We start from the raw sequence: 23,332 nt of genomic DNA, 5'->3' as shown, positions 1-23,332 counted from the left end.
GAACCCAACCAGCACGCCGACCGTGCCGGGTCCTCCAGGCGACCCGGAGCCGACCAAGACCCCCACCGGCAAGCCCACCAATCCCCCGCAGCCGCCGCCTCCGCCGGAGGCCGACGGCGACATGACCGGTGACGAGCTGGACTTGTTCAACCGGATCGACAGCGCCCGCAAGAGCAAGGGCTGCGCACCGCTCGAGCAGGATGCGCCGGTGACCTACGGCGCCCGCAACGAAGCGGATCGTCGAAGCGAGTCGGGAGAGGTCGAGGCCCACGGCGCCTCGTGGTCCGCGGCCGGCGGTGACAACTGGTCGTCGGACGAGGCATTCGATCGGATGATGCGCGAGAGCAGGGACACCGTCCTCAACTGCGGGCTGGACACCCTCGGGGTTGGCCGCGAAACACAGCGGTACTGCGGATCGCTCCCCGTGCTCGGGGTCTGCCTCAGTGGGTGGAAGACCCGGGTCAGCTGGGTCGCCGACTTCGACTGAGCCCACCCCCAACTCTCCAACTGCCGGGTGTTTGTCGGTGGTTGGTGGGACCATGGGTCCAGGCGACGGTGGGAGGGCGCATGTTCTGGGAACGTGACCGTGGGGACCTGGAGCCGGAGCGGCCTGCGCATTTCGGGATTCCGCCGGATGCGTTGGCCGACGAGCGACCCGACCGGCGGCCTGAGGAAGCCAAGCGGATGGGGCTGAGCCGGCACACCGAAGAAGGTGCCGTGTTGTCCTTCGCTTCGGGGCTGGATCGGGGGAAGACCGGGCATCGGCTGATGGCCTGGATCTTGCTGGTGACGTTTGCGGCGCCGGCGATCTACACCTTGTTCTGGCTGCTTTAGGCGAGAGCGAAATCCTGGCGGTGCCGTTGTGGGGTGGTGCCGAGGACGGCGTGGAAGTGGTGGCGGAGGGCTGCGCTGCTTCCGAAGCCGCTGGCGGAGGCGACGAGTTCGACCGGGTGGTCGGTAGTCTCCAGCAACAGTCGCGCGCGGTCCAACCGCTGCTGCAAGAGCCATGCCTGCCCCGAGCTGCCCGTCCGCGCGCGGAACTGCCGCGTGAAGGTGCGCCGCGACAGCGCCACCGCAGCAGCCCACTCATCGAGCGACACCGGCTGGTCGAGCCGCGCCCGCGCCCACACCATCGCCTTCTCGATCACGTCATCCCCCGGGTCCGGCGGCACCGGCACCGGGATGTACTGCGCCTGCGAACCACTCCGGTGCGGCGCGATCACGAGGCTGCGGGCCAACTCCTCCGCCGCCTCCACGCCGTACTGGCTGCGCACGAGATGCAGGCAGCAGTCGAGAGAGGCCGCCGTACCGGCTGAGGTCATCACGTCGCCCAGGTCAGACCACAAAACATCAGCCCGTACGACGACCTCCGGCTGCTGTGCTTGCAGTTCGGCCGCCCATCGCCAGTGCGTCACCACCTCGCGCCCGTTGGCGATTCCGCTCGCAGCGACCAGGAACGCGCCGATGCAGAGCCCGAGCACGGTTGCCCCGCGAGCGTGCGCCTGCCGGATCGCGGTCAGCAGCGCCTCGGACGGCTCCCGGAACGGCTCCCAGGTCGGCAGGATCACCACGTCGGCCGTCTCCATCGCGGACAGATCGTGGTCGACGGTGATCCCGAATCCGGCGTTCGTCCGGAGGTGCCCCGGCTCCTCGGCGCACACGCGGACGTCGTACCGGCCCGTCCCACTCCACGGGTCGCCGAGGACGAGGCACGGGACGGACAGGTGGAAGGGGCTCATCCCGTCGAAGGCGAGCACGGCGACAGTACGCATGGCCCGATCTTAAGGAACTATGGCTCGCGGGCCAATGGTGAGGCGTCATCAAGCGGCGGAAGATCGTCACTATGAAGATCACGCACATTGGTGGACCGACCGCCTCGTTCACGTACGGCGGCCGCACGTTCCTGACCGATCCGGCCTTCGACGCACCGCGCGAGTACGCGATGCCGGGCGGCCGGGTGATGACCAAGCTGGTCGGCCCGGCGATCTCGGCGGCTGAGCTCGGCCCGGTCGACGTCGTCCTGCTCTCGCATGACGAGCACTACGACAACCTCGACGAGTCCGGCCGCGCGCTCCTGCCGTCGATCCCGACCATCCTGTCGACGCCCGGCGCGGCCACTCGGATCGAGGGCGTCCACGGCCTCGACAGCTGGGAGACGTTCGAACTGGACGGCATCACGGTGACCGCCGTACCGGCTCTCCACGGCCCGGAAGGCGCGGACGCCGTACTGGGTGTCGTCACCGGCTTCGTGCTGCAAGGCAAGGACCTACCGACCGTCTATGTCTCCGGCGACAACGCATCGGTCGACCTGGTCAAGCAGATCGCCGACCGCTTCCCGCAGATCGATGTCGCCATCCTGTTCGCCGGTGGCGCCCGGACCGTGCTGATGGACGGCGCCAACCTCACCCTGACCTCCGACGAGGCGGTCGAGGCCGCTCACCTGCTGGCGCCGGCGACGATCGTCCCGGTGCACACCGAGGGCTGGGCGCACTTCACCGAAGGGCCCGAGCACTTCGCGGAGACCTTCACCAAGGCAGGCCTGACCGACCGGTTGCAGCTCCTGACACACGGAGTAGCCACCGAGGTTCATTGAGCCCTTGACGAACACGGAGCGTAACTCCTAAGGTCACGACATCACTCGGGCCGGGGGGACAGCATCGACTGTCAGGGGCCCAACCACCAAAGGGGATTCCGTGTTCGCACGACGCTTCAGCCTGCCCATTGCCGGGATCGCCGCGGTGGCTTCGGCCGCCGCGGTCCTGGTCGCTCCGCTGCCGGCCTCGGCCGCAGCACCGATCTTCCTGGTCGCCGGCATCCAGTACGACCCGGTCGGCCCCGACACCAGGACGAACGCGCATCTCAACCTCGAATACATCAGCATCCGGAACAACACCACACGTCCGCTGAGCCTGAAGGGCTACCGGATCCGCGACGCGGCCAGTCACGTCTACTACTTCCCGCCGACCTTCAGCATCCCGGCACGCGGCACGATCCTGGTCCACACCGGCAAGGGCCGCAACGGCCCGAACCACCTCTACTGGGGTTCGACCGACTACATCTGGAACAACACCGGCGACACCGCACGCCTGCAGAATTCTCTGAACAAGGTCATCGACTTCTGCACCTACAAGTCCGTCGTCGGCCGGGCTGGGCTCGCCTGCTAGGTGCCTCGTCAAGGGACGTTGGTGCCTCTAGCGGTGGTCCAGTCGTTCGCTGGCAAGGCGGAGGAGGAGCGCGATGCGGAGCATCTCGCGACGACGACAACGCCGCCAGCGGGCGTCTGGGGCGCCGCTAGAGGTGCCGAACGTTCCTTGACGAGGCACTAAATGCCGTGATCGCGCCAGAAGGCCTTTAGGTCAACAGAACTGGCGTCCTGCGCGGCGGCCTTGAAGTCGGCCGGGGTGACCACTCCGTGCCAATGGGCCTTCGCATAGGACGCCAGCAGGCGCTCCATCGCCGGCGTACCGATCAGTCGCTCCAGCTCATGCAGCATGCAGGAGCCGTAGGTGTAGACAAACGTCCCGTACGACGTATCGTGCGCGCCCCAGTAGCCCATGTCCCGAGTGATTGCTACCGGCAACATTCCCGGCCAGCAACCGGCTCGCCGCTTGCCCTCGAAGACATCAGTCGCGTACGTCGCAAAAGCCTCGTCCAGCCAAGGATCGGCGTACTCGTTGTTGCCCACGATCCCGTACCACCACTGGTGAGCAACCTCGTGCACCACCGGGCTGTTCGGTGAGATGAGCAGCACGAACCCCGGGTATTCCATGCCGCTGAAGTTCGTCCACCGATCATTCAGTACCAGGTCGATCTCGTGATCGGGATAGGCGCCGTACCGCCGACCGAACTCGTCGATCGAGGCCGCCGCATCAGCCCGCGCTGCATCGGCTACTGCGGCAGTCACCGTCGGCGTCACCCAACTACGAACGCGCACACCACCAGGTGACACGCTTTCCGCGCTACGGAACGGTCCAGCCGCCCAGGCGAAATCCCTTGCCTGCTTGGCGATCATGACACCATCCGCCAGGACCCCGGTCGACGGCACGGAGATATTTCCGGTATGTGTGAGCCGGACAGCGAAGTCGGCCGCGACCGTGTAGAAGCTCTCCCCGATCCCGACATCCCGCTCGAGATGCCACCCGGCCGCATCGCGCACCGCCAGCACCGGCAACGCATTCCCGAAGAAGCTGAACTCCCCGGACCGGCCGAATCGATCCTCGCGATCCGGTGCCGTCAGCTTCACGTCGAAGCTGATCGACGTCCGCTTCCCCGGCGCCAACGGCTCCTTCAAAGCGAACTTCGCCACCGTGCAATCGCGCTCGACCACTCCGCCAGTGACGGAGACCGATCCACAGCCGCGCGAGTTACCCCACAGCCGAACGTAGACCTCAGGCAACGACTCCGCAGCCGTATTCGTGAAGCTGATCGTCTCCCGCCCCGACCACGTCCGGCCGTCCGGCGTACCGGTCAGCTCCACCTCGTACGACGGCGCCCCCGGCGTCGATGGTGTTGCCACCAGCAACGAGATGGGGGCTAGCAGCAACAAAAGGAGCCGGGGCACAGCTCCGGACGCTACCGCGTGGCGGGCGCCGGGTCAGTCCCGGCCGGAATCCAGTCGTGTACCAAGATTTCATCACCCACGGTGACCGTCCCGCTCGTCAGCACCGCGGCCTTCATTCCGAAGCTGACCCCACCCCCGTACGTCGGCTCACGCCGATACGAAGCCAGTGTCCGGGTCGGCTCCGGCCCGCGCTTCTGTCCGGTCGCCTGATCAACAGTCGGTACGGCGCAGCGAATCGCCCGCGCCGAGTACCCGATCTCGACCGGGCCGATCGCCATCCGCAGCACCCGGTCCTCGGTGTGCGGTTCGGACCAGCCGGAGACCACCAAGTTCGGCCGGAAGCGGTTCATCGGAATCGCCTCGCCACCCCGCTCCACGATCCGCTGGTTCAGCCCATCGAGCGACGCCAGCGACGTGATCAGCAGCGCGTGCGCGTCGCCGAAACCGGTCCCGCCGCGATGCACGCCCCAGCCCGGCCGCTCATGCTCCGGCGTCACCCGCACCAGCCCCACCGGCCGCTCAAGCCGATCCGAGAGCCACTCATCCGCTGCAGCATCCTGCGCAACCCCGAGGCCGAACCACGCGTTGAACAGACTGACGTCGCGCCGCTTCCCGTCGTACTGGATCGGTACGTCGAGGTCGGGCGCACCCGGCGCGGAGAGCCGCAGCACGTCGCCGGCGAGCTCGGCGCGGAGCGCGGCCATCGCGGGCACCGTCCGCTGACTCAGGAACGTCCCGTCTGGATCGACGAGCATGAAATTCCGGTCGCCGATCACCCCGGCCGGGCCGAACTCGGCCTGCTTGACCGGCACCCCGGACAGCCCCTTGACCGGGTAATGGACCAAGGCGGCCACACGCGCAACAGACATGACTCCATCCTACGGCCCGCCGGTCACTTGAATTGTTCGTTCATGTTGACTTATGTTTGATCGCGAGGAGGTTGCCATGCAGCAGCTGGAAGTCTTCGCCGGCGCTCTGCAGCGGGTCCGTCGGGATGCCGGACTCACTTATCGCGAGCTGGCCGATCACGCCCACTACTCACACGCCCACCTGGTCCGCGCGACCAGCGGGAAGCATCTGCCGAGCTGGCCGGTCACCGTGGCGTTCCTGACCGGATGCGACGTACCGGCCGAGCTCCTGCCCGTCTGGCGTCAGCACTGGGAGGCGGCTGCTCGCGACCCCCAGGACGTCGGTGAGCTGCTGCGCGCGGCCGCCACGCCACAGGACCTCGGCGCTGCCCTCACAGCGCTCACAGCGCCCCGGTCACTCCGGTCGCTGGAGCGCCTCACAGGTATCCCCCGGGCCACCCTGCAGAGCTGGCTGCGAGGCGGCCGCGTACCGCGACCGGACCGGCTCGATCAGTTCATCCTGGCGCTCGGTGCGAGCCGCACCGAGCGCCTCGCCTTCAGCGACTGCGTCGACCGGCTCGCCGGCTGACCACGAGGAGGATCGTCCCGGCTGCCAGCAGGATGAGCGCCATCGCGACCGTCCCGAACCCAAACGGGCTACCGGTCTCCGGCAGCTCGCCACCCGGCTTGGGCGGTGTCGTCGGCTTGGGCGTCGGCTCCGGAGTCGGCTGAGTCACCGTGGTCGTCACCGTGCTGGCGTTGTCCTTCGGGTCCGGATCGGGCGTCACCGAGGTCGCAGTCGCTGTGTTCGCCACCGATGTGCTCCCGTACTTCGGGTCCACCACCACGTCGAGCACGATCACGGCCGTCTTGCCGGGGTCGATCCGATCGATCGCACAGGTCAGCAGCTGCCCGGTGGCCTTGCACCGCGCCGGCGTCGCCCGCAACCGCAGACCGCTCGCCAACTCGTCCGTGACCGACACCTTGAGAGCCGCCGACGGACCGGTGTTGTGAACCGCGATCCGGTAGCGCAGCGATCCACCGGCGACCACAGTCGGGCTGGACGCGGTCTTGAAGACCTCGAGGTTCGCCGACTGACTCGGCCGCCCGCTGACCTTCGCCTCGTTGTTCGCGGTCACCGGGTCCGGCGTGGCCGACCCCACCCGCGCCACGTTCTCCAGCTCCCCACTGAACCCCGGTACGACGGTCGCCCGGATCGTCACCGTGATCGTCGTGCCTTCGGCCAGGGTCGCCGTACTGCATTGGACCGTCCCGGCCTCCGGAGCATCGGGCGCGCCCGGCGTGGTCGGCGGCAGCACGACGCAGGGGCCAGTCGCCGACACCTTGGTCAGACCGCGCGGCAGCTCATCGGTGATGACCACCTTCTGCGCGTCGGACGGGCCGTTGTTCTTAATCGTCAGCGTGTAGGTCACCTGCTGCCCGGCGACCGGGTTCGCCGGAGCCATCGTCTTGGTGATGGCCAGATCCGCCAGCGCAGCCACCGGCGAAACGCTCGTACCGGTGTTGTTGTCCTTGTCCGGATCAGGTGTCGGCGAGGTCGCAGTCGCAGTGTTGGTCAGCGAGGCCCCATCAAATCCGGCAGCCAGCTTGACCCGCACCGAAAGCAACCGCTGCCCAACCGGTACGTCGCCCAGCGCGCACTCGACGGTGGCTGTGTCGACTGTGCACGGAGCCTGCGCCGAGATGACAGTCAGACCGGCCGGGAGTTTGTCAGTCACGACCACCGAACGAGCGACCGACGGGCCGACATTCGTGACCACGATCGTGTAGTCGAAGGTACTGCCCGGAGTGACCGTCCGCGGCTCGGACTGCTTGGTCACCTGAACATCCGCGCTGGCCCCGACCGGGACCGTGACGGTCGAACTGTTGTTGGTGTCGACGGGGTCGGGCACCGGCGACGTCACGCTCGCGGTGTTCGCGATCTTCGTGCCGGTATAGCCCGAGTCGAGGGCCGCGGTGACGACGATCGTCGTCGCCTTCCCGGCCACCAGAGTGCCGAGCGCGCAGTCGATCTTCGCCCCGGTGATCTTGCAGTCCGGCTCGACCTTCACCACGGTCAGACCGGTCGGCAGCGTGTCCGTCAGGGCAACCGAGGTCGCGTCGGACGGGCCATGGTTGACCACGGTGAGGCGATAGGTGACACCGCCACCGGCGGTCGCCGAGGTCTCGTCGCTGGTCTTGATCACCTCGAGATCGGCCGCCTGGTCGACCTTCGTGATGATCGTGCTGGTGTTGTCCTTGGGATCCGGGTCAGGCGTCGTACTGGTGACGTTGGCCGCGTTGGTGATCGGCCCGGTCTGACCCGAGTCGACCTTGACCCGGATCTGCACCACAGCGTCGGCGCCTGGGCTCATCGAGCCGAGCGTGCAGCTGACGGCCTTGGTGCAATCACCGTTGGCACTGGTTGCCTCCAGCACCGATACGCCGGCCGGAAGGGTGTCGGTCACCGTGACTGCCTGCGCGGTCGACGGGCCGGCGTTGTGCACGGTCAAGGTGTAGAGGCCTTCGCCGCCGGCAACCAGCGGCGACGGGAGAACCGACTTGCTGATCGACAGGTTGGCCGCGGCGGTGACCACCGTGTCGGCGGTACCGCGGTTGTTGGAGTCGTTCGGGTCGGGCGTCTGCGAGCTGACGGTTGCAGCGTTCGTCAGCTTGCCCGGTGCGGTGGCCGGATCGACCTTGACCGTCACGGTGATGCTCAGCTCGGCGGCCGGCTTCAGGCGTCCGGCTGGGCAGATCACGACCGGCTCCGCGACCGACGGGTCCTGCAGACAGTCACCGGCCGAGCTCGATCCGCGGATGTACGTCGTACCGGTGGGGAGGGTGTCGGTGACAACTGCACCGATGGCGTCGGACGGTCCGGCGTTGCGAACTGTCAGCGTGTAGATCAGCTCGTTGCCCGCGACAACTGTTGCGGGCGCGGACTTGGTGATCGAGAGATCGGCCTGCGCCTGGACGGTCGTCGTGCTGGTTGCGGTGTTGTCGGAATCGGTCGGATCCTCCGGCGTCTTCGCACCGGCCGAGGCCGTGTTGGTCAGCGCACCCGCTCCGGTCTCCGGAGCGACCGTGCCGGTCACCGTCACGACAAAGTTGTCCCCAGCCGCCAGCATCGCCCGCGTGCAAGTGACTCGGCCATCGCTCGCTTTACAGATCGCGCCGCCAGTCGCCGAGACGCTCACGTCAGTAACGGCAGCCGGTACGTCGTCATCCAGGCTGATGCCTTGGGCATCGGACGGGCCCGCGTTCCCAACGGTGAGCTTGTAAGTGATCTTCTCGCCCGCAACCACCGGGTCAGGACTGACGGTCTTGGTCAGCGTGATATTCGCCTGGGCTCCAGTGAGCAGCGTGTATGTCGCACTGTTGTTGTCGGCAACGGGATCCGGGGTCGGCGATGAAACCTTGGCCGTATTGGCGAGCTCGTTCGGCGGGGCACCGGACGGGACGTTCGCCACGACGGTCACAGTGATTTCGTCGCCGGGGGCAACGGTCTCAACGGCGCAGGTGACGGTCCCGTTGATCTCGTAGCACGAACCTTGCGACGTCGTGACCGAGTCGAATTTCAGCGGCGCCGGGACCGGGTCTGTCACGGTGACTGACTGCGCGGCGGACGGGCCATTGTTGGTGATCGTCAGCGTGTAGGTCACCGGCCGACCGGCCTGGACCGGCGCGGGCTGGGCGGTCTTGGTGATCGCCAGATCCGCACTCGGGCTGAGGGTGTCGGTCGTGCGGCCGGTGTTGTTGGCCGGGTCGGGATCGGGAGTCTTACTGGATGCCGAGGCACTGTTGACGAGATCGCCGACGGCCGTCGCGGACACCTTGGCGGTGACGGTAATGGTTGCCGTCGACGCCGACCCGAGATCGCCGAGGGCACAGCGAATCTGACCGGACGAAACTGTGCAGGAACCGGCGGTCGAGTCGGCTGTTGCCTCGCTCAACGAATCCGGCAGGTCATCGGCGACCTGGACCGCGCGAGCATCGGATGGACCGTCGTTGTGCACGGTGATCTGATAGGTGACCGGCTTCCCCGGCACCACCGGGGTCGTCACGGTCTGTTTGCCGACAACCAGGTCGGCCTTCGGAGCGCCGGGCGTGACAGTCGCCGTACCGGTGTTGTTGGAGGTGTCCGGATCCGGAGTCGCGCTGGTGACGGCGGCGCTGTTGGTCAGCGGCCCACCTTGGTACGCCGAGTCGAGGGTTGCGGTCACGACGACGACCAGCGTGGCTTTGCTGGCCAGCTTCTCGACGAGACAGGTGACTTCCTGCCCGGCCGCCGAACAGCCGGCCGGAGCCGGGGCCTGCGCGTCGATGATCGCCAGACCCGCCGGGAGCGTGTCCGCGACCCGGACCTGCTGCGCCTCGGACGGACCGTCGTTGCGGATCGTCAGCGTGTACTTGACCTTCTCACCCGGGGCTGGGTTGCTCGGGGCAACCTTCTTCTCGAGTGACAGGTCGGCGACGCGGGTCACCGGGGTCGTCACCGAAGCCGTGTTGTTGGCCGGGTTCGGATCGGAGGTCGACGTGGTGGCGGTCGCGACGTTGGTCAGACCGGTCGCCGTACTGGCGGCTGGGACCTTCACCACCACGGTGATCAAGGCTTTGGAACCGGACGGAATCTCACCGAGCACACAGTCGATCTTGCCGGCACTCGACGTACAGAATCCCTGCGCAGGCTGGGCCGAGACCAGTTCGACGCCGTCGGGCAGCGTATCGGTGACAACGACACCTTGCGCCAGGCTCGGACCGTTGTTCTGGGCAACGAGCGTGTAGGTCAACTCACCGCCGGCCGCGACAGGATCCGGCGTACCGGTCTTGGAGAGCTGGAGATCGGCGGACTCGGCGACCGGCGTCCGGACCTCGTCGGGACGATAGGTGTACGGCTTGTCGAGAGTCTCGGCCGTGTAGTCGAGGTAGCCGGTGTTCACGACTGTGGTCCCGGCGGAGGCATCATCCAGGGTGACGCGGAAGTGCACGGTGGTGCTCTGATTCTTCTTCAGCCGGCCACCGGTGGTTGCATTCGCGCCGGTGCCGACCCGGAACCGGACGGTCCGCGAGGCCGCGTCGTACTCCGCTTGGTCGTCGCCGGCCTGATCCGTCTTGGCTCCGGCGACGGCTCCTGCACTCACGCTGAGAGAGCCCGGCACGTACGTCGTGTTGGGCGGCAGGATGTCGCGGGCGGTAGCCCGGAGGGCGTCGTCGTCACCGGAGTTGCCGTAGCTGAGGGTGTATTCGAGGGTGTCACCGATCTTCGCCGGGTCGTTGCCGGCCAGATTGCGGACCGTCTTGGTGCCCTTGATCTTCGGCGCGTAGAGGTCGATCTGGGTGGTGAGCGCAGCCGGATAGTAGAAGTCGCCGGTGCTGGCGAAGGTGAGCTCGGCGGTCGTCGCGCTGTTGGCAAGGATGCCGGCGGCATCGACCACCTTCGCGTCCAGGCCGAGGTTGTTCAGCGCGGCTGGCTTGCGGTCAGTGAGGTTCTTGCCGCCGTCGGTCACCCGGCTGCCGAAGAAGTTGGCCGACGGGCTCTGGTCATCGGCCAGGCGGGTGCCGTTGACCGCGAAGTAGTCGCCGCTGATCCCGGCATCGCCTTCGTACGTGACGCTGCCGAAGCGGGCATTCACCGGGCCGCTCGGCGGGGCCAGGAAGCCCGAGATGTTGGTCTTGATGACATCACCCGTGGTCACGCGGGCGTAGCCGTTGAAGACGGTCAGGTCGCGCAGGGGTTCGTCCGCGTCCTCATACGCGATCACCAGGCTCCAACCGGCGTACCGGTCAGCTCCGGTGCCTGCGGCAACATCTGCGCCCCAGTACTCGCCGTCGCCGGCCTTCTGCACCACCTCGGTGATATCGAGGTAGGAGGAGTAGTCCTGGGTCGCCGCGCTCAGGTAGTCCGTGCGCCCGGCCGTGAGGGTCTGGTACGACGTCTCGCCCGGAAGCTTGAGCTTGATCGTCTTGCCGTCGCCGGCGCTCGCCGTACCGCCGGTTCCCGCCGCGCGGCTCGCTCCCCAGAACAGACCGGCGTACAGGACCTTTGCGCCGTCGGGCACGCTCACCGTGGCGGCGGACGAGGATTTCGTCGTGGTGTCGGAGTCCGCGTCGAGCAGGCGCATCGCCCATTCGTTGTTCGAGGCCCCTGTTGCGCTCCCGGCCAGCGCGGCTCGGCAGTTGGCGACCGAGGTATCACAGGTCTCCAGCGCGTTGCCGGTGATCCGGATCGCGCCGTTCGTCTGCGCGCCGAACACCTTGCCGAAGGTACGGATGGTCTCCGCCTGTGCTGTTGCCGTGGGCACCAGACTGAATCCGGCCACGAGCAGCAGAGCAATCCCCAGGCGTAGCCGACCCATCACAGATCCCCGTTCGTCGGTGGCGGGCGGACGCCGTTCACCTAACTATCACAGTCTGTAGCCCATCAGCTACCCGACGTGCTGGGATCAGGGACGGAATGTTCCCGGCGGCGCGGCCGGCGGGGCGAACCCCTCGCTGTCGGTCAGCGCAGCCGCCTTCCCCGCGAGCTCGGCCAGCGTGCTCACCTCGTACGGCGGCTGGGCCTTGCGACCGACCGCGGTCAGGTCGGGCACCTTGCTCGGCGAAGCGACCAGGATGACGTTGCCGAACCCCTTGCCGCGGAGAATCTTGCGCTCGGCAAGCACCACCCCATCGCCGAGAACGGCGCGCACGGTGGCCGCCGTACGGCGAATGAACGGCAACCCGGCTGAGCCGTCGATCAGGTTGGCGATCAGCAGACCGGTCGGGCGGAGGACCCGGGCACACTCGGCGAAGAACTCGGTGGTGACGAGATTCGCCGGGACCGCCTCACGCTCGAACGCATCCAGGATCAGGGCGTCCATCGAGTCGTCGTACAGCTCAGTGATCCCGGCGCGGCCGGTGGCGCCGCGGACCTTGATACCGGAGCGCTTCGGCAGCGGCAGCGCCTCCCGGACGAACTCGGTCAGATCCTCGTCCGGCTCAAGCACGATCTGCCGGGACCGCGGGCGGGTGGTGGCGACGTACCGGGGCAGGCTGAGCGCGGCGCCGCCGATATGGGCGACCGCGATCGGCTGCCGCCGGGACGTCATCGCATCGAGGACGTCGGCGATCCGCCGCATGTACTCGAACGAGAGGTGGGTGGGGTCCGCGAGATCGACCTGCGACTGCAGCGAGCCGTCGACGCGCAGCACAAAGGTGCCGTCGGCCGCTGCCTCAACCGTCGCTGTCCCCGAGCCGACCTTGCGTTCCACCCGCCTATGTTCTCACTTGGCTTCCTTCTCCTGAGCAACCGCGACATCGGTGTTGTCGGTGAAGAGACCGTCGATCCCGAGCGCCCGGTACGCCGCGATCTCGCCGAACAGGTTGCCGGAGTCCGACGGGATGGCGTCACTGTCGAACTCGTTCGGCAGGAAGTTGTTCTCGACCCGGAACGTGTACGGGTGCACGACCAGGCCGGCCCGGTGCGCGTCGGCGACCAGCGTGGTCGGCTTGCCCTGCTTGCCGTCGGCCGTGAACGGGATGATCTGCGCCTTGTACGGACCGAGGCCGGCCGCGTACTTGGCGACGTCCTTCAGCCCCTTCGCGGAGGTGATGTCGGCGTACGTGCGCTTGTCACCGGCGACCGTGAAGTCGTACGGCCGGCCGACAGCGTCGGTCAGCTGCACGAGCGGTACGCGGAGCTGCTTGTGCAGAGCGATCAGGTTCGAGACCTCGAAGGACTGCACGAACACCTTGGCGTCCGGGCGGTTGAGGCCGTTGCGGTTCAGCGTCTTCACCAGCTCGGGCTCGAGCGCGAGCCCCTGCTGCTGGAAGTACGTCGGGTGCTTGGTCTCGGGGTAGATGCCGACCGGGCGGCCGAGCTCCTTCGACAGCCGCTTGGTCAGGTCGATGACCTCCTGGAAGGTCGGGATCTGGTAGCGGCCGTTGTACACGGTGTTGTGCTGCCGAATCGCCGGGATGCGCTCGACCGCGCGCAGGGTTTTCAGCTCCTTGAGCGTGAAATCCTCGGTGAACCAGCCGGTCAGCGAGACGCCGTCCAGCACCTTGGTCTTCTTCCGGTTCGCGAACTCGGGGTGCTTGGCGACGTCCGTCGTACCGCCGATCTCGGGCTCGTGCCGGGCGACCAGCACGTGGTCCTTGGTGCTCACCAGATCGGGCTCGATGTAGTCGGCGCCCATCCGGGCCGCCAGCTCGTACGACGCCAGGGTGTGCTCGGGGCGGTATCCGGAGGCACCGCGGTGACCGACGATGACGAAGTCGTCGCGGTGGTGCGACGCGGAGCCGGCGACCTGAGCCTGGTCGCCGTTCTGCTGAGTCTGCTGGACGGCTTGCGGGGCCAGCAGGGTGGCGCCGACCGCGAGGGCCGATACAGCCACGGGAACGAACCGCTTCATGCACTTACTCCTTACAAGTCAGGGACTGTCGAGAACCTTCGACCACTTCCGAGTCCGGCAGATGACGGCGCGGTGAACGAACCATCGGGGATGTGAGCAAGTCGGACCCGACCCAGGGTTGGGGCCGAGCGGGGATGTTGCTAGCGTCCGAAGGACCAAGAATGCACAGATTGGAGCTGTCGTGAGCATTACACCGGTAAAGGTGGCCGTCACCGGAGCCGCCGGGAACATCGGCTACAGCCTGCTGTTCCGGATCGCGAGCGGTGCCCTGCTCGGCCCGGACACCCCGGTGGAGCTTCGGCTGCTCGAGATCACCCCGGCCCTGAAGGCCGTCGAGGGCGTCGTCATGGAGCTCCAGGACTCCGCCTTCCCGACCCTGGCCGGCGTCGAGATCGGCGACGACCCGAACGTCATCTTCGACGGCGCCAACGTCGCGCTGCTGGTGGGCGCGCGGCCGCGGACCAAGGGCATGGAGCGCGGTGACCTGCTCGAGGCCAACGGCGCGATCTTCACCGGCCAGGGCAAGGCCCTGAACGACCACGCCGCCGACGACATCCGCATCACCGTCACCGGCAACCCGGCGAACACGAACGCGCTGATCGCCCGCAGCAACGCCTCCGACATCCCGGCCGAGCGCTTCTCCGCGCTGACCCGGCTGGACCACAACCGCGCCCTCGCACAGCTCGCGCGCAAGGCCGGCGTACACGTCACCGACCTGAAGAAGCTGACCATCTGGGGCAACCACTCGGCCACCCAGTACCCGGACATCTTCCACGCCGAGGTCGCCGGCAAGAACACCGCCGACTTCACCGGTGACACCGACTGGCTCGAGAACGACTTCATCCCGACCGTCCAGAAGCGCGGCGCCGCCATCATCGAGGCCCGCGGAGCCTCCTCGGCCGCCTCCGCCGCCGCCGCCACCATCGACCACACCCGCGACTGGCTGCGCGGCACCGCCGACGGCGACTGGACCTCCATGGCCGTCGTCTCCGACGGTTCCTACGGCGTCCCCGAAGGCCTCATCTCGTCCTTCCCGGTCACCACCAAGGACGGCAACTGGGAAATCGTCCAGGGCCTCGAGGTCAACGACTTCTCCCGCGCCCGCATCGACGCCTCCACCGCCGAACTCGCTGAAGAACGAGACGCCGTCAAGGCCCTCAACCTCCTCGGCTGACCTCCGGCCGCGACAGTTCGCAGTACCCCCGAAGCCCTCGCCCCACCAGGCGAGGGCTTCGTGCTGCGCGTGGTGGTGCAGCTAGTGAGCAGACATCCAGCCCATCACAACTTCGGAAGCGACCAGCCGCTGAGCGTGCGCCCCACAGGTGATCGCATTTGTGATGGCCTGGCGGTCCGCGTAACGACCCCGCGCCACGCAATTTCGTCGTCGCGCCCCCGCCCGTTCGCCCCGCCCATCCGCGCCACAGCACTTCCCGCGGATGCGTTGATCCACAACCCCACGCGTCCGCGACCGGCACGAACAACTGCACGTAGTCGGCTCAGACGACACGCCCGGCGCCCGCCACGCCGGCAGCCACCGTCTGCAGGACAACACCTGCAGTCCCTCGTGCACCCCGAACATCACCAACCACCGAACAACCCACGCGCCCGCCCTGCGCGAAATCACAGCGGCCCGCACCGAAGGCCAGCGACATGAACAACTGCAGGTAGTCCCACAGGCGCCAGCCCCAGCAGCGCGAACACCGCGCCAGCACCGCCACAGGACAACACCTGCAGTCCCTCATGCCGCCCGGATACCACCCCCAGCCGCCGCACCAACCCCGGCAGCCAGCCCCCTCCTGCCACCACGCTCCTGCTTCACGCAACCACCAAGCGCGGAACCACGAGTGTCCGCGCCGAAGGCGCCAAAAGACTGTCGCCGCCGAAGGCGGTGCCCTTCTAGCCGTACCAACCCCAGCGAGGCGACACGAGCAACTGCAGGTAGTCGGCGCCGGCCACCGCCATCGCACCTCGCACAGCGCGCCAGCACCGCCACACGACAACACCCACAGTCGCTCATGCCGCCCGGATCGCAACCAGCCGGCGCCGATCACCACGCTCTTACTTCACGCAACCACCAAGTGCGCAATCACCAGATACCGCGCCGAAGGCGCCAAAAGGGGCTGCCGCCGCCGAAGGCGGTGTCCCGCTAGCCGCACCAACCGAAGGCAAGCGACACGAGCAACTGCAGGTAGTCGGCGCTGGCGGGGTGTCGTGGAAGTTCGCACCGCGGAAACCGGCGGCCAACTACACACCTGCAGTCGCTCGTGCTCCCCAAGCCCGATCTAGCTGGCTAATCAGCCAGATGCGATAGGACTAGCGCGAGGCGACACGAACGACTGCAGGTGGTTGGGTCTGGCGAGGGTCGGGACGGCTCGCGCAGCGCGGCAACCGGTGGCGCCGACACCACCTGCAGTTGTTCGTGCAGCTCCGACGACGCCCGTGCGCTCAAGGGCCGCCGCCGAAGGCGGTGCCCTTCTAGCCGTACCAACCGACGGCGAGGCGACACGAACGACTGCAGGTAGTCGGCTCAGACGACAGCCACGGCAGCCCGAACAGCGCACGAGCACCGGCGCAGGACAACACCTGCAGTCGCTCATGCCGCCCGGATAGCAACCAGCTCGCGCCGACCACCACGCTCCTGCTTCACGCAAACACCTAGCGGGCAATCCCCAGAGAGCGCGCCGAAGGCGCCAAAAGGCAGCCGCCGCCGAAGGCGGTGTCCCTCTAGCCGTGCCAACCGAAGCGAGGCGACACGAGCGACTGTAGGTGGTTGGGTCTGGCGAGGGTCGGGACGGCTCGCGCGGCGCGGCAAGCGGCGGCGCTGACACCACCTGCAGTCGTTCGTGCAGCCCGTACGACGCCCGTGCGCTCAAGGGCCGCCGCCGAAGGGGAGACCTTCGGCGGCGGCTGGGGTTACTTCAGACGGTAGGCGTTCAGTACCGACTGGGTGGTGTTGTTGCCGGCCTTGTCGGTTACTGAGGTCCGCAAGGAGATTCCCGCGCCGGCTGGGGTGTTGAAGACGGCGGTGAAGCCCTGACCGGTACGACGGACCTTCGCCGGCGTCCACGTCTTGCCGTCGTCACCGGAGACCTCGACCGTCAGGGTCTTGACCTGACTGGCCTTCACACCGTTCACGACGACCGGTAGCGCGGTCACCTTGGTGCGGGTGGCGAGGTTCTGACCATCCACCTTCGGCTGGAAACGAACGACGCTGAACGGCACCGCGGTCCGCGTGGGGCTCGCCGACGACTTGAAGGTGGCGGTCAGGTCGACCTTCGTGGCGAACGGCGCGAGCGACTGGGTACCGGTCGTGACGAACTTGTACGTCGCCTCGCCCGCCGGCTGGCCGCTCACGAAAGCGTAGCCGAAGGAGTTCGAGGTGGCGATCTGCTCGCCGTCCCGGGTCAGCGTGGTGCCGGCCGAGTCGGTGACGACGTAGCCGCGGGCGCCGCTGCCGTCGCCGTAGTTGCCTGCGGACACCTCGAGGTCGTTTCCGAGCCGCGAGGCACCGGCGCCGCCGATACCGAACGCGGCCACGTTGCGCTGCTCGTGATAGGTGCGCCCGGCGCGATAGTTCTTGACCTCACCGAACAACCGCCAGTCGGACTCGAACGGATCCGCCGACAGGCCTTCGAGGTCCGACGACCAACCGGCTTTCGCGTCCAGGTAGTAGCGGATCGACGTCGGCGTATCGAGGTAGACCGGCCGGGCTGAGCTCCAACCCACACCGTCCAGCCGCGCGAACGTCGCTGCGATCACCTGCCGGTCCGACGTCTTGTTGACCTTGGCGTCGACCACCGCAAGGTCCTTCGACCGCACGGTCCGCTGGAACCCGGTCGGCAACTCACCCGGGAAACGGTCGGCCAGCCCGTACAGGTACGGCGTGTTCTTGAAGAAGCCGTCGGCGCCCGGGACACCCCACTGCGAGGTCACGTGCCCGACCATCTCGGCTTCGGTCAGCTTCGGTCCGGTGCTGTAGGTGTAGATCTCACCGTTGCCGAACCCACCCGCCGCGGAGCTGTAGGTCGAGTTCGCGGCCGGGGCCATGCGGTCGAAGCCGATGCTGGAGTTGGCCTGCTCGGCACCGGCCCGCGGCGCCTTGGTCTCGACCGGCTTCGCTTTGCGGGCGTCGAGTACGACGGTCTGGTCGCCGTCGATCTGTACCTTCGGCGCAACGATCTGGAAGAAGATCCAGTCCTCCTCGCCCCGCTCGAACTCCGAGAACTGGCTGACCAGGTATTCACCCTTCGGCAGCTTGATCTTGGCCGTCCCGTCGGCGCCGAGTTCGTACCGCTCCAGGTCGCCCTTGGCCAGATCGAAGACCGAGATGGAGTAGTCCGACGGCTTCCCGTCCCGCGTGATGCCCTGGACAGTCAGCGTGTGCGACTCGATCGCCTTGTCCACACCCACCGGTACGACGATCGTCTGGCCACCGCCCGTGGCCGTGATCCGGCCGGAGTACAGGCTGTCCGAGCCGCTGTGGTTGGTGTTCGAAGTCGCTTGCACAGAAGCGGTTCCGCCGGCCGGCACCGTCACCGAACTAGCGCTCAGCGTCAACGCACCCGCCGGAGCCGCAGCGCCCGCAGCATCGGTGAACGTCGTTGCCAGGTTCAGCGTGACTGCCTCCGAACCGAGGTTGCGGAAGGTCAGCGGCTTCACCACCGGCTCGTCATCGGTGTGCGGGAACGCCGCCACCCCGAACGACAAGCTCCCTTCCGAGGCCACCACACTCTGCTTGATCGCCTTGGTCAGGTCGATCCGCCCAGCACCCTGCTGGAACGACGTCTGACCCGCAGCAACCTTCGCCGAACCCATCAGCGTGCTCTTCAGCTCACCCGCCTTCCACGACGGGTGCTCCTGCGCCAGCAACGCCGCAGCGCCTGCGGTGTGCGGCGTTGCCATCGACGTACCGGACAGGCGCAAGTACTGCTCGCCAACCGGATCACCAATACTCGAGTTCCGAGCCTTGGCCGCAACGATGTCGACACCAGGTGCCGTCACATCAGGCTTCAGCCCACTGTCACCAACCCGCGGGCCGGTGCTGGAGAACTCGGCCAGAGCGTCCTGCTTGTCGACGGCACCAACGGTGAGCGCCGCTTCAGCGCTACCCGGCGACTCAACCGTCCCGGCACCGAAGTAGCCACTGTTGCCTGCGGCAATGACAAAGAGCGATCCGGTCTCCGCGGTCAGCCGGTTCACGGCCTCCTCGATCGGGTCGATCTCCGGAGTGTCCTCGCCGCCGATGCTGAAGTTGACGACCTTCGCCTTGACCTCTTTGGTCGCCCACTCCATCCCGGCCAGCATGTCCGACTCGTAGCAGCCGTCCTCCATACAGACCTTGCCGTCATAGATCTTCGCGTCCGGCGCAACGCCCTTGTACTTACCGCCCGAAGCAGCTCCGGTCCCGGCGATCGTCGAGGCGACGTGCGTTCCGTGACCGATGATGTCCTCGGCCGACTCGGTCGTGAAATTCTTTGCCCCGGCCATCTGCGTCGCCAGGTCGGGGTGCGTCGCGTCGACGCCAGTGTCCAGTACGGCGACCGATACGCCCTTACCGGTGTAGCCGGCGGCCCAGGCTTCGGGGCCACCGATCTGCGGGACCGACTGGTCGAGCGTGACCTTCCGCTTCCCGTCCAGCCAGATCTTGCCGGAAGCCGATGCCAGGAACGAGGTTGCCTTGCTCTTCTCGACGTCGATCGCCACCCCGTTGATCGACGACAGCTGCCGCGTCACCTTGGCCCCAGCCGGTACGACGCGCTTCGCCTTGCCCTGATACGCCGCCAGCACCGGGATCACCTTCGACGACTCGTCGTCGTACCCGGCCTTGATCAGCCCGGTGACGTCGAAGAGCCGGCGGTCCAGCCGACCTTGATCGACCGCCTTGACGGCATCGGCCGGGATCACGTACGAGTGGTCCTTGGTCCGCTCCAGGTGGAAGCCGGTGCCCTCGCGGCCAGGACCGGGCTCAACGGTCTGCTTGGCCGGATCACCGCCCGGCAACACGACCTTGTCACCAGTGATGAGCGTGACACGCACATCTTGCCCAGCAGGTGCTGCCTTGCCGGCCGCGGGCGGCGCTGCAACAGCCTGCCCACTCAAGCCGGTCAACGCAAAACCTGCGACCGCCAGTACGGCGATCGCAGGTCTCGTTCTCGAACTCGAAGCCACGACGGGTCCTCCCCAGGTTCGTTGGTTCTGCCGAACAGAAACGCAGAAACCCACCCCGGGGGTTGCACCGGCCGAGCTATTCGATCCTCATCGAATCCGGTAAGAATTCACCACCGACTGCGTGGTCTGATTTCCGGCCTTGTCCGTTATCACGGCGCGCAATGAAACTCCAGATCCGGCCGGCGTCTTGAAGACCGCAAAGAACCCGTGCCCCGTACGACGAACCTTCGCCACCGTCCACGTCTTACCGTCATCACCCGAGACGTCGACCGTCAGCGCCCGCACCTGACCAGCCTTCGCCCCGTCCACCACCACCGGCAACGCCGTCACCTTGGTCCGAGTGGCGAAGTTCTGAGCATCCACCTTCGGCTGGAAGCGGACAGTGCTGATCGGCAGGTCGGTCAGGCTCGTGACCGCGCCGGAGCTGAACGTCGCCGTCAGATCGACCGTGGTCGCGAACGGCGAGACCGACTGCTTCCCTGTCGTCACGAGCTTGTACGTCGCCTTCTCGACCGGCAGCCCCGCGGCCCGGACGAAGCCGAAGTCCTCCGACGTGCCGACCTCGACGCCGTCGCGGGTCAGGGTGGTGCTCGCGGAGTCGGTCAGGGCGAAGCCGTCGAAGCCGGCGGCGTCACCGTAGTTGCCGACCGACACGAACAGCTGGTCGGCCTCGCGATACGCAGAGTTGACCGACGGGCCGAAGGCCGCCGCAGTCCGCTGCTCGCGATAGGTCCGGCCTGCCCGGTAGTGCTTGAGCGGGCCCCGCACCTGCCAGCGCGGGAAGATCTCGTCGGTCGTGGCTTCCTCGGCCGTCGCGGTCCAGCCGGCGCCCACGTCGAGGTAGTAGCGCAACGATCGTGGCGTCTCGAGCGGTACGCCGTATGCGAGGGACGTGCGGAGCCCGGGCAGCGTCGCGAACATCATCGCGATCGCCGTCCGGTCCGTGGTCTTGTTGACCTGGGTGTCGACCACCGCCAGCTCCTGCGACCGCACCACCCGCTTCGGCCCGGTCGGGAACTCCCCCGGGAACCGCTGCGCCAGCCCGTACAGGTACGGCGTATTCGTGAAGAAGCCGTCCGCGCCCGGAACGCCCCACTGCGACGTCGTGTACCCGAACATCTCGGCTTCCGGCAGCTTCGGGCCCGAGCTGAACGTGTAGTACTCGGCGTCACCCAGGACGAAGGACTCCGAACCGACGGTCACGTTCGAACCGCGCAGCGTCCGGCTGAAGCCGATACCGGCGACGGCCTGCACGGCACCCGCCGTCGGCAAGGTTGTCTGCATCAGCTGGGCCTTGCGGGCATCGAGGACCACCGTGCGATCGCCGTCGAGTTGGATGCTCGGCTCGACCAGCTTGACGAAGGCCGAGTCCTCCGGACCACGGTGGAACTGCTGGACCTGGTCGAGCAGGTATTCGCCCTTGGCGAGCTTGACCTTGGCCGAGCCCTCGGCATCCAGCCGGACGTGCCGGACCGAGCCCCGCACGAGGTTGAAGAGCGACACCGGATAGCGGGCAGGCTCGCCGTCCCTCCCGATGGCCTTCACCGTCAACGTCAGCATCGTGATCTCCTTGTCGACACCAACCGGTACGACGACCGTCTGGCCACCGCCCGTGGCCGCAATGCGACCGGAGTAAAGCCCTTCGGGCCCAGCATGGTTGGTGTTCGAAATCGCTTGCACCGAAGCAGTTCCGCCGGCCGGCACTGTGACCGTGTTGGCGCTCAACGCCAGCGCTCCCGCCGGAGCAGCAGCCCCTGTGCTGTCGGTGTACGTCGTTGCGAGGTTCAACGTGATGGGCTGATCGCCGAGGTTCCGGTAGGTCAGCGTCTTCACCACCGGCTCGTCGTCGGTATGCGGGAACGTCGCAAGACCGAACGACAGGCTGGCCGTCTCAGCCACCACGCTCTGCTTGATGGCCGTGGTGAGATCGATCCGCCCGGCACCCTGGTCGAACGAGGTCTGGTCCGCGGCCACCTTGGCCGACCCCATCAACGCGCTCTTCAGCTCACCCGCCGTCCATGACGGGTGCTCCTGCGCCAGCAACGCAACGGCTCCGGCGGTGTGCGGCGTTGCCATCGACGTACCGGTCAGCCGTAGGTAATGCTCACCAACCGGATCGCCAATACTCGAGTTCCGCGCCTTCGCCGCGACGATGTCGACGCCAGGTGCCGTCACGTCAGGCTTCACCGCACTGTCGCCGACCCGCGGTCCGGTACCGGAGAAGTAGGCCAGGCTGTCCAGCTTGTCGACCGCGCCAACGGTCAGCGCCGCATCCGCACTGCCCGGCGACTCGACGGTCCCACTGTTGCCTGCGGCAATCACAAACAAGGTGCCGGTCTCGGCCGTCAGCCGGTTCACGGCCTCCTCGATCGGGTCCAGCTCCGGCGTATCCGTACCGCCGACACTGAGGTTGATGACCTGAGCCTTGACCTCCTTCGCCGCCCACTCCATACCGGCCAGCAGGTCGGAGTCATAGCAACCTTCCGCACCACAGACCTTGCCGTCATAGATCTTCGCGTCCGGCGCCACCCCCTTGTACTTACCGCCCGATGCAGCACCCGTCCCGGCAATCGTCGAGGCGACATGCGTCCCATGCCCGTTCAGATCGTCAGCCGGCTCAGCAGTGAAGTTCTTCGCCCCGGCAACCTGCGGAGCCAAATCCGGATGCGTCGCGTCAACACCCGTATCCAGTACGGCGACCGAAACGCCCTTACCGGTGTATCCGGCCGCCCACGCCGCCGGCCCACCGATCTGCGGCACCGACTGATCAAGCGTCACCCGCCGCTTGCCGTCTAGCCAGATTTTTCCGGAAACGCCGGCCAGGAAGGAGGTCGCTCGGCTCTTCTCGACCTCGATCGCCACCCCGTTGATCGACGACAGCCGCCGCGTCACCTTCGCACCAGCCGGTACGACGCGCTTCGCCTTACCCACATCCGCAGCCAGCACGGGAATCACCTTCGACGACGCATCGTCGTACCCGGCCTCGATCAGTCCCGTCACATCGAACAACCGCTCGTCCAACCGGCCGGCGGCGACCGCGTCGAGGGCATCGGACGGAATCACCGCCGAGTGATCCATCGTCCGCTGGACCTGGAAACTGATCCCTTCGCGGCCTGGACCAGGCTCGACGGCTTGCTTGTCCGGATCGCCACCCCGCCACACGACCCGGTCACCGGTGATCAGTGTGACCTGAACATCCTTACTACCAAACGTTTTTGGCTCAGCGGCCGACGCTGCAACGGCCGGCTCACTCACGCCGGTCAAGACAAAACCCGCGACCGCCAGTACGGCGATCGCGGGTCTGATTCTCGCTTGTGAAACCACGGCGGATCCTCCCAGGTTCGGCTGCATCAACTACG

14 protein-coding genes are annotated in these 23,332 nt (G+C 67.3%); 6 read left to right on the top strand and 8 right to left on the bottom strand.

The genetic code is table 11. From position 1 onward, the window contains the following. Both E1263_RS15315 and E1263_RS15310 read left to right on the top strand, forming a co-directional pair. Window positions 1-487 (top strand): CAP domain-containing protein (locus E1263_RS15315; RefSeq protein ID WP_420323382.1); only part of this gene is annotated, 487 nt, incomplete at its 5' end. Window positions 488-567: 80 nt separating this feature from the next. Then, on the top strand, window positions 568-834 hold the full coding sequence (locus E1263_RS15310; protein ID WP_132167971.1) for a hypothetical protein: 267 nt from the start codon (window positions 568-570) through the stop codon (window positions 832-834). Here E1263_RS15310 and E1263_RS15305 read toward each other — a convergent pair. Next, entirely contained in the window at window positions 831-1,772 is a 942-nt protein-coding gene (locus tag E1263_RS15305) for a GlxA family transcriptional regulator (protein ID WP_132167970.1), read from the bottom strand. The genes E1263_RS15310 and E1263_RS15305 overlap by 4 nt on opposite strands. A gap of 71 nt (window positions 1,773-1,843) precedes the next feature. Here E1263_RS15305 and E1263_RS15300 point away from each other — a divergent pair, with 71 nt between their 5' ends. Both E1263_RS15300 and E1263_RS15295 read left to right on the top strand, forming a co-directional pair. After that, window positions 1,844-2,593 carry an MBL fold metallo-hydrolase gene (locus E1263_RS15300; RefSeq protein WP_132167969.1) on the top strand — a complete coding sequence of 250 codons (750 nt, stop codon included), beginning with the start codon at window positions 1,844-1,846 and terminating at the stop codon, window positions 2,591-2,593. 100 nt (window positions 2,594-2,693) lie between these two features. Continuing rightward, complete coding sequence (locus E1263_RS15295) at window positions 2,694-3,164, top strand: lamin tail domain-containing protein (protein ID WP_165956622.1); 471 nt, start codon at window positions 2,694-2,696, stop codon at window positions 3,162-3,164. 158 nt (window positions 3,165-3,322) lie between these two features. Here the strand turns inward: E1263_RS15295 and E1263_RS15290 are convergent, their stop codons facing one another. Beyond that, window positions 3,323-4,561 (bottom strand): M1 family metallopeptidase, encoded by a 1,239-nt coding sequence (locus tag E1263_RS15290; protein WP_132167967.1) that lies wholly within the window; start codon window positions 4,559-4,561, stop codon window positions 3,323-3,325. A gap of 11 nt (window positions 4,562-4,572) precedes the next feature. Further along, a complete protein-coding gene (locus E1263_RS15285; protein ID WP_132167966.1) occupies window positions 4,573-5,430 on the bottom strand; it encodes an MOSC domain-containing protein in 858 nt (285 codons plus the stop codon). 76 nt (window positions 5,431-5,506) lie between these two features. On the opposite strand from E1263_RS15285, the gene E1263_RS15280 reads away from it, so the two are divergent. Beyond that, on the top strand, window positions 5,507-5,998 hold the full coding sequence (locus E1263_RS15280) for a helix-turn-helix domain-containing protein (RefSeq protein WP_165956621.1): 492 nt from the start codon (window positions 5,507-5,509) through the stop codon (window positions 5,996-5,998). Here E1263_RS15280 and E1263_RS15275 read toward each other — a convergent pair. From E1263_RS15275 to E1263_RS15265, 3 genes are all read right to left on the bottom strand, one after another. Next, window positions 5,967-11,768 (bottom strand): DUF11 domain-containing protein, encoded by a 5,802-nt coding sequence (locus E1263_RS15275; protein ID WP_132167964.1) that lies wholly within the window; start codon window positions 11,766-11,768, stop codon window positions 5,967-5,969. The genes E1263_RS15280 and E1263_RS15275 overlap by 32 nt on opposite strands. Window positions 11,769-11,855: 87 nt before the next feature. Further along, the gene (locus E1263_RS15270) at window positions 11,856-12,662 is read right to left on the bottom strand and encodes a spermidine synthase (protein WP_132167963.1); all 807 of its coding nucleotides are present in this window, start codon (window positions 12,660-12,662) and stop codon (window positions 11,856-11,858) included. A 12-nt stretch (window positions 12,663-12,674) separates the two neighbouring features. Next, window positions 12,675-13,805, bottom strand: a complete 1,131-nt coding sequence (locus E1263_RS15265) for a glycerophosphodiester phosphodiesterase (RefSeq protein ID WP_132167962.1) — start codon at window positions 13,803-13,805, stop codon at window positions 12,675-12,677. A gap of 181 nt (window positions 13,806-13,986) precedes the next feature. Between E1263_RS15265 and E1263_RS15260 the strand changes: the two genes are divergently transcribed. Then, window positions 13,987-14,979 carry a malate dehydrogenase gene (locus E1263_RS15260; RefSeq protein WP_132167961.1) on the top strand — a complete coding sequence of 331 codons (993 nt, stop codon included), beginning with the start codon at window positions 13,987-13,989 and terminating at the stop codon, window positions 14,977-14,979. Window positions 14,980-16,718: 1,739 nt separating this feature from the next. On the opposite strand, the gene E1263_RS15255 is transcribed toward E1263_RS15260, so the two are convergent. Both E1263_RS15255 and E1263_RS15250 read right to left on the bottom strand, forming a co-directional pair. After that, on the bottom strand, window positions 16,719-19,973 hold the full coding sequence (locus E1263_RS15255) for a S8 family serine peptidase (RefSeq protein ID WP_132167960.1): 3,255 nt from the start codon (window positions 19,971-19,973) through the stop codon (window positions 16,719-16,721). Between the two features lie 87 nt (window positions 19,974-20,060). Next, window positions 20,061-23,297, bottom strand: a complete 3,237-nt coding sequence (locus E1263_RS15250; RefSeq protein WP_238161260.1) for a S8 family serine peptidase — start codon at window positions 23,295-23,297, stop codon at window positions 20,061-20,063. Window positions 23,298-23,332 lie beyond the last annotated feature (35 nt).

The sequence above is a fragment of the Kribbella antibiotica genome (genome assembly GCF_004349055.1).
GTDB classification, from domain to species: domain Bacteria; phylum Actinomycetota; class Actinomycetes; order Propionibacteriales; family Kribbellaceae; genus Kribbella; species Kribbella antibiotica.
Note: the sequence above shows the minus strand (reverse complement) of the source record. Positions and strands in the feature narration are given on the sequence as shown.